This window comes from Ruminococcus sporogenes (assembly GCF_054655175.1).
Genome location: NZ_BAAHOA010000001.1, coordinates 655,860 through 667,738, shown reverse-complemented (window position 1 = coordinate 667,738; position 11,879 = coordinate 655,860). Strand labels below are relative to the sequence as shown.

At 40.0% G+C, this 11,879-nt stretch carries 13 protein-coding genes; 7 read left to right on the top strand and 6 right to left on the bottom strand.

Annotated elements, in window-relative coordinates:
* Positions 1 to 3: 3 nt before the first annotated feature.
* Both ACYQ0N_RS03580 and ACYQ0N_RS03575 read right to left on the bottom strand, forming a co-directional pair.
* Positions 4 to 273 (bottom strand): ACT domain-containing protein, encoded by a 270-nt coding sequence (locus ACYQ0N_RS03580; RefSeq protein WP_177532125.1) that lies wholly within the window; start codon positions 271 to 273, stop codon positions 4 to 6.
* A 167-nt stretch (positions 274 to 440) separates the two neighbouring features.
* Entirely contained in the window at positions 441 to 839 is a 399-nt protein-coding gene (locus ACYQ0N_RS03575) for a metal-dependent transcriptional regulator (RefSeq protein ID WP_177532126.1), read from the bottom strand.
* Between the two features lie 117 nt (positions 840 to 956).
* Here ACYQ0N_RS03575 and ACYQ0N_RS03570 point away from each other — a divergent pair, with 117 nt between their 5' ends.
* Complete coding sequence (locus ACYQ0N_RS03570) at positions 957 to 1,445, top strand: VanZ family protein (RefSeq protein WP_460161862.1); 489 nt, start codon at positions 957 to 959, stop codon at positions 1,443 to 1,445.
* Positions 1,446 to 1,480: 35 nt separating this feature from the next.
* Here the strand turns inward: ACYQ0N_RS03570 and hpf are convergent, their stop codons facing one another.
* Both hpf and ACYQ0N_RS03560 read right to left on the bottom strand, forming a co-directional pair.
* Positions 1,481 to 2,008 (bottom strand): ribosome hibernation-promoting factor, HPF/YfiA family, encoded by a 528-nt coding sequence (hpf, locus tag ACYQ0N_RS03565; RefSeq protein WP_177532128.1) that lies wholly within the window; start codon positions 2,006 to 2,008, stop codon positions 1,481 to 1,483.
* A 145-nt stretch (positions 2,009 to 2,153) separates the two neighbouring features.
* On the bottom strand, positions 2,154 to 2,807 hold the full coding sequence (locus tag ACYQ0N_RS03560) for an HAD family hydrolase (RefSeq protein WP_460161861.1): 654 nt from the start codon (positions 2,805 to 2,807) through the stop codon (positions 2,154 to 2,156).
* Positions 2,808 to 3,035: 228 nt separating this feature from the next.
* Between ACYQ0N_RS03560 and panB the strand changes: the two genes are divergently transcribed.
* Genes panB through ACYQ0N_RS03530 form a run of 6 tightly spaced genes read left to right on the top strand, consistent with a single transcriptional unit; the run spans position 3,036 to position 7,566 of the window.
* On the top strand, positions 3,036 to 3,875 hold the full coding sequence (gene panB / locus ACYQ0N_RS03555) for a 3-methyl-2-oxobutanoate hydroxymethyltransferase (protein ID WP_177532130.1): 840 nt from the start codon (positions 3,036 to 3,038) through the stop codon (positions 3,873 to 3,875).
* A gap of 4 nt (positions 3,876 to 3,879) precedes the next feature.
* The gene (gene panC / locus ACYQ0N_RS03550; RefSeq protein WP_460161860.1) at positions 3,880 to 4,725 is read left to right on the top strand and encodes a pantoate--beta-alanine ligase; all 846 of its coding nucleotides are present in this window, start codon (positions 3,880 to 3,882) and stop codon (positions 4,723 to 4,725) included.
* Between the two features lie 4 nt (positions 4,726 to 4,729).
* Positions 4,730 to 5,113 carry an aspartate 1-decarboxylase gene (gene panD / locus ACYQ0N_RS03545; RefSeq protein WP_177532132.1) on the top strand — a complete coding sequence of 128 codons (384 nt, stop codon included), beginning with the start codon at positions 4,730 to 4,732 and terminating at the stop codon, positions 5,111 to 5,113.
* On the top strand, positions 5,110 to 5,886 hold the full coding sequence (locus tag ACYQ0N_RS03540; RefSeq protein WP_177532133.1) for a type III pantothenate kinase: 777 nt from the start codon (positions 5,110 to 5,112) through the stop codon (positions 5,884 to 5,886). The genes panD and ACYQ0N_RS03540 overlap by 4 nt, the downstream gene beginning before the upstream one ends.
* Positions 5,879 to 7,081, top strand: coding sequence for a bifunctional phosphopantothenoylcysteine decarboxylase/phosphopantothenate--cysteine ligase CoaBC (gene coaBC, locus ACYQ0N_RS03535; RefSeq protein WP_177532134.1), 1,203 nt, complete (start codon positions 5,879 to 5,881; stop codon positions 7,079 to 7,081). The genes ACYQ0N_RS03540 and coaBC overlap by 8 nt, the downstream gene beginning before the upstream one ends.
* Positions 7,078 to 7,566 carry a DUF2726 domain-containing protein gene (locus tag ACYQ0N_RS03530; RefSeq protein ID WP_177532135.1) on the top strand — a complete coding sequence of 163 codons (489 nt, stop codon included), beginning with the start codon at positions 7,078 to 7,080 and terminating at the stop codon, positions 7,564 to 7,566. Before coaBC ends, ACYQ0N_RS03530 begins: the two co-directional genes overlap by 4 nt.
* Before the next feature lie 44 nt (positions 7,567 to 7,610).
* Here the strand turns inward: ACYQ0N_RS03530 and ACYQ0N_RS03525 are convergent, their stop codons facing one another.
* Positions 7,611 to 8,831 carry a 2-hydroxyacyl-CoA dehydratase gene (locus tag ACYQ0N_RS03525; RefSeq protein WP_177532136.1) on the bottom strand — a complete coding sequence of 407 codons (1,221 nt, stop codon included), beginning with the start codon at positions 8,829 to 8,831 and terminating at the stop codon, positions 7,611 to 7,613.
* An 86-nt stretch (positions 8,832 to 8,917) separates the two neighbouring features.
* Positions 8,918 to 11,842, bottom strand: coding sequence for an acyl-CoA dehydratase activase-related protein (locus tag ACYQ0N_RS03520; RefSeq protein ID WP_460161859.1), 2,925 nt, complete (start codon positions 11,840 to 11,842; stop codon positions 8,918 to 8,920).
* Positions 11,843 to 11,879 lie beyond the last annotated feature (37 nt).

Genomic DNA, 11,879 nt, shown 5'->3' with positions numbered 1-11,879 from the left:
ATATTAAATACGATGCATAGAATTAAATATGTCCTCGTGCATCGTATGAATGGAAAGTCCAAGCTGCTCGCCCAGTTCATTGAGCTTATCGCCGAGGACAACAAAATCCGTATTCATTTTAGAAATATCTACCATCATTATCATAGCGAACATTTCCTGCAAAACGCTTTGTGTAACATCCATAACATTTGCATTATATTCGGAGCATATATTGCTGACCTTAGCAAGTATGCCTACATTGTCTTTACCGATAACAGTTATTACCGCTCTCATAATATTCTCCATTTAACCGCATAAGCCATGCGGCGCCGCCGATTACGGCAGACGGCACGCCGAATTTGCATACGGCGTTCATAAATTCAATAAACGCCTAAAATAATATATTTTTCATTATATCATAACTTTTGGAAAAAATAAAGCAAAAAAATCATATTATCAATTTATTTTTCCGCAGCCATTTTACGTTTTTTAATTGTATTTCTCGTAACCGCCGCCATTTTTTCAACGGTATATTCAGGAAACGACGCCAGAAACTGTATGCTCTGATCATTGGCCTGATTTTCGTCAAGCTTAAGAATATCGAAAAAAAATGCATAAACGTCGCGGTAATTTTCTGAAAGTCTTTCCGCAGTTTCTTTTCCTTTATCTGTGAGCTGAACACTTGAAGAATAATCTGGATTAATCAGTTCAAGCCGGACCATGCATTTCAGCATCCGGCTTACGCTCGGCCTGGTAACCGAAAGCGTATTTGCTATATCTACAGATCGTACAACACGCCGTTTTCTGCTTAACTGATAAAGAGTTATCAGGTATCTGCATTGTCCCGCGCAAAGCTTCATTTAAATCCTCCCCTTTTATTTATAATTACATTCTATCACTTTTAACATAATATTTCAATAATTTAAATTGACAAAAATAATTTTAAATGTTAAAATACCCTATGAAAGGATAAAATTATGAAAATCAAAAGAATAATTTCATACATACCGTTAATTATCTGGATGGCGGTGATATTTTTATTTTCTGCGCAGACTTCAGAAAATTCATCAGAAACAAGCAGTCTTCCCGCCGCAATATTAGCTCGTATAATAAATCCGGATTTTGAATTGCTTAATGAAACAGATCAAACGGCGTTAATTGATAAATGTCAGTTTGCCGTAAGAAAACTTGCTCATTTTTCAGTATATACCGTGCTTGGAACGCTTGCCCTTTTCGCCTTAAGCTTTCATGAAAAATTAAACGCAAAGAAAAGAATACTCTTTTCATCGCTTATCTGTTTGGCATATGCTGTAAGCGATGAAATTCATCAATATTTTGTTCCCGGAAGAAGCTGTCGGCTACTGGATATACTGATAGATTTCTGCGGCTCCTTGTTCGGTATATCAATAATATTTATAATAGCCCTGATTATAACAAAAAATAAAATAAAGATAAATGATAAATAAAGCCGCGAGTGATTCTCGCGGCTTTATTGTTTGCTTTATTCCGTAGTCGGCTCCAAAACAGCGTAATTTCCGTCCGCTCTTTTATAAACTACGTTCGTCCCGCCTGTCTGGGCATTGCAGAACATAAAGAATGAATGTCCAAGCATATTCATCTGTAAAATGGCTTCCTCTACGTCCATGGGACGCATTACAAAGGTTTTATGCTTTATAATTTCATAATCGACCTGCTCGTCCACCTGATCCGCATATAATTCCTTAAAGGCTGTATCCTTCAGGCTTTTTTCTATTCTGGTCTTGTTTTTTCTTATCTGGCGTATTATTTTATCAATGGCGCTGTCCAAAGCGTCATTCTTATCCTCAGCCGTTCTTTCCGCGCGGAATATCATATTATTATATTTAACCGTAAGCTCCAGTATTATCTGGTTCTTATGTTCAGTCATCGTTATTTTTGCATCAGCCTCTTCTCCGAAAAATTTACTGAGTTTTGAATCAAGTTTCTTATCCGCATAATCAGGAAACGATTGCGGAACCTGCATTTTTCTTGCTGTAATAGTTACTTTCACGATATATTCCTCCTTAGCCGGCCTCGCCGGTTATTTTTGTATTCTTATTATATCATACCCGTTAATAGATTTCAAGTACTTTTAATACAAATTGCATAAAAAACATTTTTTTGTATATTCTTTATTATGAATTTCATATAATTATTTATTCCTTAGACTTCAATATTTCTATTACCTCTTTAAGATCAGAAGCCTTTGCATAAAGCATTTCGATTGTTTTTTCATCGGGCTCGGAAAGATCCGGAATCATAATGGGAAGGCATCCTGCCCTAAAAGCAGACAGTACACCGTTAGGCGAATCCTCCAGCGCAGCGCATTCTTCCGGCTTTAATTCAAGCTCTCTGCACGCCTTAAGATAGATATCCGGCGCCGGTTTACCGTTATCCACCATCGGACCGCATATTACCTTATCAAAAAATCCCCAAACCCCGGCTTTTTTCAAATAAATTTCCGTTCTTTCATAATCGGTTGCCGTTGCGACCGAAATTTTATATTTACCTTTAAGGTAATTGAGAAGCTCGTCAAGACCTTTTTTCTTTTCAACGCCGAATTTCTCTATATAATCATTCATAAGACGAATCCGCTCCGCTCTGATGGATTTATAGTCAAACCCATCCCCGAATATTCCTTTAAGCTTCGGTTCTGCAAAAACAGCCGCCAGGCTCCGTATTCCGAGAACATGCTCTTTCTTCATTTGATAACCGAATTTTTCAGCCGCCTCAGTCCAAAAACGTGTCAACAGCTTTTCGGTATCCAGCATAAGCCCGTCCATATCAAATATTACGCCCTTTATTTTCATAAGGTTTACCTCCGTTTCTTATATTATACTATAAAAGCTTTAAGAAAACAAGATTTTCGTTCATACAATAGCTATTAAGCCTATTTAGTTTAATATATAATGAAATCCTGAATTTTCTTGTATTTTATATGCAGGAGTGGTATAATATAAAATATATGACCGCATGCGAATACGACCTTTCAAGGCGTATATCCACCGCGGGCAAGTAAATTAACGGAGGAAAATAATATGAAAAATACGGTTGCAACAATTATGAAGCAAAAGTCAGTTCACGACCGCATCGCTATGTTGACTGCCTATGATTATTCCACCGCAAGGCTGATTGACGAAGCAGGCGTTGAAATGATACTGGTCGGAGATTCGCTGGGAATGGTTATGCTGGGATATGAGGATACTATTTCGGTTACAATGGAAGATATGATACATCATACGGCCGCCGTCAGCAGAGGAGTCAAAAACGCCGTAGTCGTTGCCGATATGCCGTTTATGTCGTATCAGACAAGCGTTTACGACGCTGTTTTCAATGCAGGCAGACTAATGAAGGAAGGCCGCGCCAACGCGGTAAAGCTTGAAGGCGGGAAGGAATTTTCTGATCATATCAAGGCGATTACGGAAGCGTCCATACCTGTTGTGGCACATATAGGAATGACCCCCCAGTCGGTAAATATGTTCGGCGGTTTCAAGGTACAGGGTAAAAACATTGAAGCGGCCAAAAAAATTATCAGCGACGCAAGGGCTGTTGAATCGGCGGGTGCATGCGCAGTTGTTATGGAATGCGTGCCGGATAAGCTTGCAGAATATATTACAGATATACTAAAAATTCCAACGATCGGCATAGGCGCGGGAACCGGCTGCGACGGTCAGGTATTGGTCTATCAGGACATGCTGGGAATGTATTCGGATTTTACTCCTAAGTTTGTAAAAAAGTACGGAAATATAGGCGAAGCTATGAAAGACGCCTTTAAAAAATATATAAGCGATATAAAATCAGGCGTTTTTCCGTCTGATGAAAACAGCTTCAAAATGTCCGACGACATAGATTTTAAACAGCTTGAGAAGGAATGTTAATATTATGAAAATTGTTAAAACTATAAATGAAGTCAGAGAAATAATATCAGAATGGAAAAGCAAGGGGTATAAAATAGGTCTGGTTCCTACAATGGGTTATCTGCATGAAGGACATCTGAGTCTGATAAGCCGTTCATTAGAAAATGACAAAACGGTTGTCAGCATTTTCGTAAATCCGATACAATTCGGTCCCAACGAGGATTTTGAGGATTATCCCAGAAATCTTGAAAGCGACGCTGATAAATGCAGGAAATCAGGAGCAGATCTGATTTTTGCCCCGGACGTTTCTGAAATGTATGAAAACAATTTTTCTACATTTGTAGATATGACCGGTCCTACAGATGAGCTTTGCGGAATCAGACGCCCAGGACATTTCAGAGGAGTCTGCACCGTTGTAAGCAAGCTTTTTAACATAGTCGCCCCCGACAGGGCATATTTCGGTCAGAAGGACGCTCAGCAGCTCGCCGTTATAAAACGTATGGTCCGCGATCTCAGCTTTGGAATTGAAATTATAGGTTGTCCCATTGTAAGAGAAGAGGACGGACTTGCTAAAAGCTCAAGAAATACTTATCTTAATTCTGAAGAACGAAAAGCTGCCACAGTAATATTTAAGGCGCTTAATGCAGGCCGTTCCATGATAATGAACGGCGAAACAGACGTTTCTGAAATCATTTCGTTTATAAAATCGCAAATTGAAACGGAACCGCTTGCTAAAATAGATTATGTCAAAGCAGTGAACGCGGACAGCATAGAGCCGGTTAATGAAATAAAAGGCAACGTACTTGTAGCTGCGGCAGTTTATTTCGGAAAAACCAGGCTGATCGACAATTTTATAGCTGAAAGGAACTGAATATATGACTCTGACGATGCTTAAAGGAAAAATACACAGGGCAAGAGTAACGGAAGCCGATCTGAATTACGTCGGCAGTATAACCGTCGATTCAGAATTAATGAAAGCCGCCGGTATCCTTGAATATGAAAAGGTTCAGGTTGTAAACGTTACTAACGGCAGCCGCATTGAAACATACGTCATATGCGGAGAACCGAATTCGGGCGTAGTTTGCCTGAACGGAGCCGCCGCCAGATGCGCCGCAGTAGGAGATATCGTTATAATAATGGCTTACGCTCAGATGAATGAAAAGGAAGCTGAAACATTCAGACCTAAGGTTGTGCTGACTGATGAAAAAAACAGAATAGATAAGATATTTCGCTACGAAACTCACGGTGAAATCAAATGATACTTGCCGTTGACATCGGAAACACGACTGTAGCTGTCGGCCTTATAAATTCCGGAAAAATATTAACGCACGAAAAAATCATGACTGACATATCCGAAATTGAGGTCGATTATCTGGAAAGAATAACCCGTATTATTAAAGCTTGGGAAGTAAGCAAAATAGAAGGCGCGGTTATTTCCTCTGTCGTTCCTCTTTTAACAGGTCTGATAAAAAATATAATTATTTCAGAATTTGGAATAGAGCCTCTTATAGTAAGTAATATTACCGCTTCCGGTATTGTAATAAAGACTGATAAGCCTGAAAGGGTTGGCAGCGACCGCATAGCAGACGCGGTCGGAGCAGTTTACGAATATGGTGCGCCGATTATAATAATTGACATGGGAACCGCCACAACAATATCAATTGTCAATAAGAATAAGGAATTTATCGGGGGTATGATTCTTCCGGGAGTAACGACAGCCTTGAATTCTCTTATAAAGAATACGGCTCTGCTTCCTCAAATTAAGCTTGGCTCGCCGCCGGAATCTATAATAGGCAAAAATACGTCCGAATCCATCGAAAGCGGAATTATTTACGGAACTGCCTCATGTATAGACGGTGTATGCGAAAGGCTCTCCGAAGAGCTTGGATATAGACCTAAAATAATAGCCACCGGAGGAAACGCAGGTAAAATTATTCCTTTCTGCAGAAACGAAATTATAATCGACAAAAAACTTCTTCTAAAGGGGCTGAACATAATATTTAATAAGCACGGGAGGAAAACAGATGCTTAACGGAAAGTCAGTATTGATTGGTATTACAGGAGGAATAGCCGCCTATAAAATTGCAGGCCTGTGCAGCTCGCTTGTCAAGCTTAATGCGGATACAAACGTAATGATGACGGAAAATGCGTGCAGATTTATATCTCCGCTCACATTTGAAACTCTGACAAACAGTAAATGCATGACAGATACGTTTGACAGAATGTTTGAATTTGATGTAAAACATATCTCAGCGGCCAAAAAAGCAGACGTTCTTCTAATCGCCCCTGCAACCGCAAACGTAATTGCAAAGCTTGCATACGGTATTGCCGACGATATGCTTACAACAACCGCTCTGGCATGCAGATGTCCGAAAATCGTTGCTCCCGCCATGAACACCAACATGTATCTGAATCCGGTTGTACAGAATAATCTTAAAAAGCTTGCGGAGTACGGTTGGACGGTCGTTCCGCCAGATAGCGGCAGGCTCGCCTGCGGCGACAGCGGAACGGGTAAAATGCCGTCTGAAAAAACGTTGCTATCCTATATTCTGAAAGAAACGGCATGTAAAAAAGATCTCAGTGGAAAAAAAGTACTTGTTACTGCGGGAGCCACCTCGGAATCAATTGATCCGGTAAGATTTATAACAAACCATTCTACCGGGAAAATGGGATATGCGGCAGCATGCAGAGCAATGCTGCGCGGAGCCGAAGTTACGCTTGTCAGCGGAAGAACAAGCATTGAGCCGCCGCCTTTTGTCAATACAATTAATGTACTCAGCGCGCTTGAAATGTATAATGCAGTAATAAAATATTCAAGCAGCGCCGATATAATTATAATGGCTGCCGCAGTTGCTGATTACAGACCAATAAAAGCAGAGACAGATAAAATCAAAAAATCAGAACAGACTATAACAATTAATCTGGAAAGAACTGACGATATACTTTCCGCCGTATGTAAAAATCGTAAAAAAAATCAGTTTATCTGCGGATTTTCCATGGAAACAGAAAATCTTATTGAAAATTCACGAAAAAAGCTTTATAAAAAGGGCTGCGATATGATTGCGGCAAATAATCTGAAAATTGAAGGCGCAGGATTCGGTACAGATACAAATGTCCTTACGCTTATAACCAAAAGCTTTGAAGAAGAGCTTCCTATTATGACTAAGGAAGAAGCGGCAGACCGTATTCTCGACGAAGCCGTTAAAAAAACAGGAGACAATCAATGAAGCCTGAACAGATTGCCGCTATTGCTGTTATTATTCTTATATTATACTTTATATATAGGCTGTGCCTTTCAAAGAGAAATTCCGGAAGCTTCCTTCCTTATCGAAAAAAGCTATTGCTTACTAAAAATGAATGGAATTTCTATAAAAAGCTGAAACCTGTTACAGACAAATACGGATATGGTATAATTGCTAAGGTCAGGCTTGCCGATCTTATAGAAGTTGATACTGATAAAACAAAAGAATTTGGCAGATTTTTTCCGAAAATCAGTTCAAAGCATATTGACTTTGCTCTTATAAATCCTGATAATATGGAGGTTTTATTTTTAATTGAGCTTGACGACCGATCTCATGATTTGCCTGCAAGGAAAGAACGCGACGATTTCGTAAATAAAGTCTGTGAAAAAACCGGCTACCACCTTATCAGAACCTACGGAGATACAGAAGAAATTAAAGATATTCTCCAAAGAAACAGACTAACATATTAACAGAATACATAAAAAGCTCTGATAATCATATCAGAGCTTTTTATTTACTTTTTAGCGTTAGCCAGCATAAGCTTTATTCTGTTTTCCTGATTTACCTTGGTAGCGCCGGGATCATAGTCGATTGCTACTATATTTGCGCCGGGATATGCCTCTTTTATAACTCTTGACATGCCCTTTGCAACAATATGATTAGGCAGACAGCCAAACGGCTGCGCACAGATTATATTCTCGGTTCCGGTTTCAGCAAGAGCAGCCATTTCTGCCGGAATAAGCCAGCCTTCCCCCATATTGACGCCCTGACTTATATATTTATCAGCCAGCTTTTTTATATGCTCAAAATCATGGGGCGCTTCAAAAACGCCGTGCTCGTTAATCGTTTTGATTATAGTTTTCTGGATCATATGAATAAAGTCGTATCCTATTTTGCTGATAAGCGTCTTTTTATTCTTAGTCTGATAAAGCTTGCCGTCAGCAACAGAACCGGCAAGACAATACATTACAAATTCCATAAGCGCCGGTACTATAGGCTCGCACCCTTCTGAAAGCAGAAATTCCTCAAGATGATTGTTAGCAAGCGGAGAATATTTTACATATATTTCCCCGACTATTCCGACTCTGATCTTTTTTTCTTTGGTACGCTCTATTTTATCAAAATCCTCAAGAATCATTCGGCAGTATTTTTTACATTTAATAAATTCTCTTTTATCAAATATTGTGGTTAACTTTTCCTGCCATTTTTCTCTGACGCTTTCCGATTCACCACTGTGAATTTCATAAGGCTTGCATTGGTTATACAGCGACATTAGCAGATCGCCGTAAAAAACTGCATATACAACCTTAATCAATAACGGAAGCGTCAACGATAAACCGCTTCCCTTTTCCAGTCCGCTTAAATTAAGAGAAATAACCGGAACCTGCGGAAATTCCTTTTTCAAAGCTTTGCGCAGCAAATGTATATAATTTGAAGCACGACAGCCGCCGCCCGTCTGCGTAAGCATAAGCGCCGTTCTATTAACATCGTATTTTCCGCTTTTTAAAGCGTTTATAAATTGCCCGATAACAAGAAGAGCCGGATAGCAGGTGTCGTTATGAACATTTTTTAATCCCTCGTCAACAACCGCTCTGGTAGACGTCTGTAAAAGCTCGACGTGATATCCGTACTTTTTTAGAATATTTATGATTAGCTTGAAATGGATCGGCAGCATATCCGGTATAAGAATTGTATAGCTGCTTTTCATTTCTTCTTTAAAGACAGGATAATCCATAAAAATCCCCTTTCTTTCACAGCCGACGCTATTATTTCTATCGGTAAAATATTAAACCGTATATGAGGCTGTGTTTTATTCTTACTCTATCTCTCGTCCATTGCCGCAACAAGACTTCTCAATCTTATTTTCGCAGCTCCCAGATTATTAATCTCATCTATTTTAAGCTGGGTATATAGCTTACCCTTAGATTCAAGAATTTCCCTGACCTCGTCAGTTGTTATAGCGTCAATACCGCACCCGAATGAAACAAGCTGTACAAGCTGCATATCCGGCTGTGTGGTAACATACTGTGCCGCTCTGTATAATCTTGCATGATAGCTCCACTGATTCAAAACATGAGGATCGGGATAATGACCGTACTGAAATACCGCGTCCTCCGAAACTACTGCCATGCCAAGACTCGTTATAAGCTTGTGTATTCCATGATTTATTTCCTTATCTATATGATAAGGACGTCCGGCAAGAACAATTATCTTCTGACCGTTTTCCCGCGCCCTGTTTATAATCCGGTTTCCTTTGTTGAAAATTTCATTTCTGTAATCGGAAAGAGCGCTGAAGGCTTTCTTAACCGCAATTTTTACCTGAGATTTTTTAACGCCGTATCCGGTAAGAACGTCTGTCATAACAGATACAACATTTTTTTCACGGTTTAGATCAAGATATGGATGAATAAAGTTACCGTCGTTCAGACGCTGATTATTTGCCTTTAAAAGCTCCGGATAATAAGCGACCACAGGACAATTGAAATGGTTATCGCTTTCTCCCTCGTCAAGATTATAGCTCATACAGGGATAAAATATAAAATCGACATTTTTCTCAAGGAGGCTTTCAATATGACCGTGAACAAGCTTTGCCGGATAGCAGACCGTATCTGACGGTATTGTATGCTGTCCTTTATAATAGGTATCTCTTGAGCTTTCCTCTGAAAATACGATCTGCATATCAAGCTCTTCAAAAAACGCTTTCCAGAAAGGAATCAGCTCATAGAAGTTCAAAGCCAGAGGTATTCCGACTCTTGCCTTTGAACCGGAGCTGTTTTTAAACAAATCCAATACATATTTATATTTAAACTCATAAAGACTTTCGTCTCCGCTTGAATTAGTTTTACCGGCGCCCTTTTCGCATTTGTTTCCGGATATAAACCTGCGTCCGTTTCCAAAATTTATAATATTAAGGCTGCATTTGGCAGTGCATCCCCCGCACTGCGCTGATTTCGAGGTATAGCTGAAATTCTGGAGATCCGCGCCTGAAATTATTGAAGATATTCCTTTTGATTTTTCCTTTGCGTAAAGCGCGGCGCCGAACGCGCCCATAAGACCTGATATAGCAGGTCTTATAACGTTCCTGCCCATTTCTTTTTCAAAGGCTCTTAAAACGGCGTCGTTTAAAAAGGTTCCACCCTGAACAACTATATTTTTACCAAGCTCCTCAGGAGATCTTGCGCGTATAACCTTATAGATAGCGTTTTTTATAATTGAAGACGACAATCCTGCGGAAATATCCTCAACAGTCGCACCGTCCTTCTGAGCCTGTTTGACGCTGCTGTTCATAAAGACTGTGCATCGTGATCCCAAATCCACGGGATGTTCAGCCATAAGTCCAAGCTGGGCAAAGTCGGATATGTCATAGCCCAGTGCAAGAGCAAAGGTCTGAATAAACGATCCGCAGCCGGAGGAACAAGCTTCATTAAGCATTATACTGTCAATGCTGTGATTTTTTATCTTAAAGCATTTTATATCCTGTCCGCCTATATCAATTATAAAATCAACCTCAGGACAAAAATAAGACGCCGCTTTAAAATGAGCTACTGTTTCCACAATTCCGAAATCTATAGATAATCCTGATTTTATCAGCTCCTCTCCGTAACCGGTAACTGCCGAACCCTTAATTACTATCCCAGGATTTATCTGACTGTAAATATCCTTTAGCTTAGATACTACTTTATCAAGCGGCTGTCCCTGATTTGAAGAATAATGCTGATAAAGAAGCTTTCCGTCCTCAGTGATAAGAACAAGCTTTGTTGTGGTAGAACCGGCGTCAACGCCCAAATAGGCTCCGCCCTCGTATGTATGCAAATCGGCATATTTTAAATCGTGCTGTTTATGTCTTTCTATAAATTCTTCATATTCACGCTGCGTCCTAAAAAGAGGCTCTCCGGTAACTACTCCTCCGGCAGTTTTTGAATTTTCTATTCTTTTGATAATATTGTCTATTGAAAATTCTTCATTTCCGTTCTGAGCAAACAGCGCGCAGCCTAACGCTACAAATACAGGCGCTTCCTTGGGAAAAAGAGCAGTTTCTCCTTCCTTAAGATGAAGAGTATTTATAAAGGCTCTGCGAAGTCCCTTTAAAAATGAAAGCGGACCGCCTAAAAACAGTACCTTTCCCTCGATCGTCCTTCCCTGTGCAAGTCCGGATACTGTCTGATCAACCACGGCCTGAAATATGCTTGCGCAGATATCTTTTCTTTCAGCCCCCTGATTTAGCAGCGGCTGTATATCAGATTTTGCAAAAACGCCGCACCTTGAAGCAATAGGATAAACCTTTTGAGCGTCAAGCGACATCTGATCCATTTCTGTAACCGTAACTGCAAGAAGGGTAGCCATCTGATCAATAAAAGCGCCGGTGCCTCCCGCGCAGGAGCCGTTCATTCTCTGCTCGACTCCTCCGGTCATAAATATGATTTTTGCGTCCTCTCCGCCAAGCTCAATTACAGCGTCAATATCTGAAAAGCGTTCCTTAACAGCTATAAACGCTGAATTTACCTCCTGAACAAAAGGAATCTCCGCTCCGTTTGCAAGTCCCAAACCGGCAGAGCCGGTCATACAAACCCTGAACGTATCGTCAGGAAATTTTTCGGCAATAATTTCAAGCTGTTCCTTGACAGCTTCTTTGACCTTAGAAAAATGCCGCTGATATTCAGAATATATAATATCCTTATTATTATTAATAATAACGGTCTTGACTGTCGTTGATCCTACGTCAATACCTAATGAATAAATAGCCATATAAGAACTCCATTCTGCTGTATACATACAGCAAAGC

What these genes read in the sequence shown, in the direction of transcription:
- ACYQ0N_RS03580 (WP_177532125.1), bottom strand. Translation starts at nt 273, where the DNA reads ATGAGAGCGGTAATAACTGTTATCGGTAAAGACAATGTAGGCATACTT.
- ACYQ0N_RS03575 (WP_177532126.1), bottom strand. Translation starts at nt 839, where the DNA reads ATGAAGCTTTGCGCGGGACAATGCAGATACCTGATAACTCTTTATCAG.
- ACYQ0N_RS03570 (WP_460161862.1), top strand. Translation starts at nt 957, where the DNA reads ATGAAAATCAAAAGAATAATTTCATACATACCGTTAATTATCTGGATG.
- ACYQ0N_RS03560 (WP_460161861.1), bottom strand. Translation starts at nt 2,807, where the DNA reads ATGAAAATAAAGGGCGTAATATTTGATATGGACGGGCTTATGCTGGAT.
- panB (WP_177532130.1), top strand. Translation starts at nt 3,036, where the DNA reads ATGAAAAATACGGTTGCAACAATTATGAAGCAAAAGTCAGTTCACGAC.
- panC (WP_460161860.1), top strand. Translation starts at nt 3,880, where the DNA reads ATGAAAATTGTTAAAACTATAAATGAAGTCAGAGAAATAATATCAGAA.
- panD (WP_177532132.1), top strand. Translation starts at nt 4,730, where the DNA reads ATGACTCTGACGATGCTTAAAGGAAAAATACACAGGGCAAGAGTAACG.
- ACYQ0N_RS03540 (WP_177532133.1), top strand. Translation starts at nt 5,110, where the DNA reads ATGATACTTGCCGTTGACATCGGAAACACGACTGTAGCTGTCGGCCTT.
- coaBC (WP_177532134.1), top strand. Translation starts at nt 5,879, where the DNA reads ATGCTTAACGGAAAGTCAGTATTGATTGGTATTACAGGAGGAATAGCC.
- ACYQ0N_RS03530 (WP_177532135.1), top strand. Translation starts at nt 7,078, where the DNA reads ATGAAGCCTGAACAGATTGCCGCTATTGCTGTTATTATTCTTATATTA.
- ACYQ0N_RS03525 (WP_177532136.1), bottom strand. Translation starts at nt 8,831, where the DNA reads ATGGATTATCCTGTCTTTAAAGAAGAAATGAAAAGCAGCTATACAATT.
- ACYQ0N_RS03520 (WP_460161859.1), bottom strand. Translation starts at nt 11,842, where the DNA reads ATGGCTATTTATTCATTAGGTATTGACGTAGGATCAACGACAGTCAAG.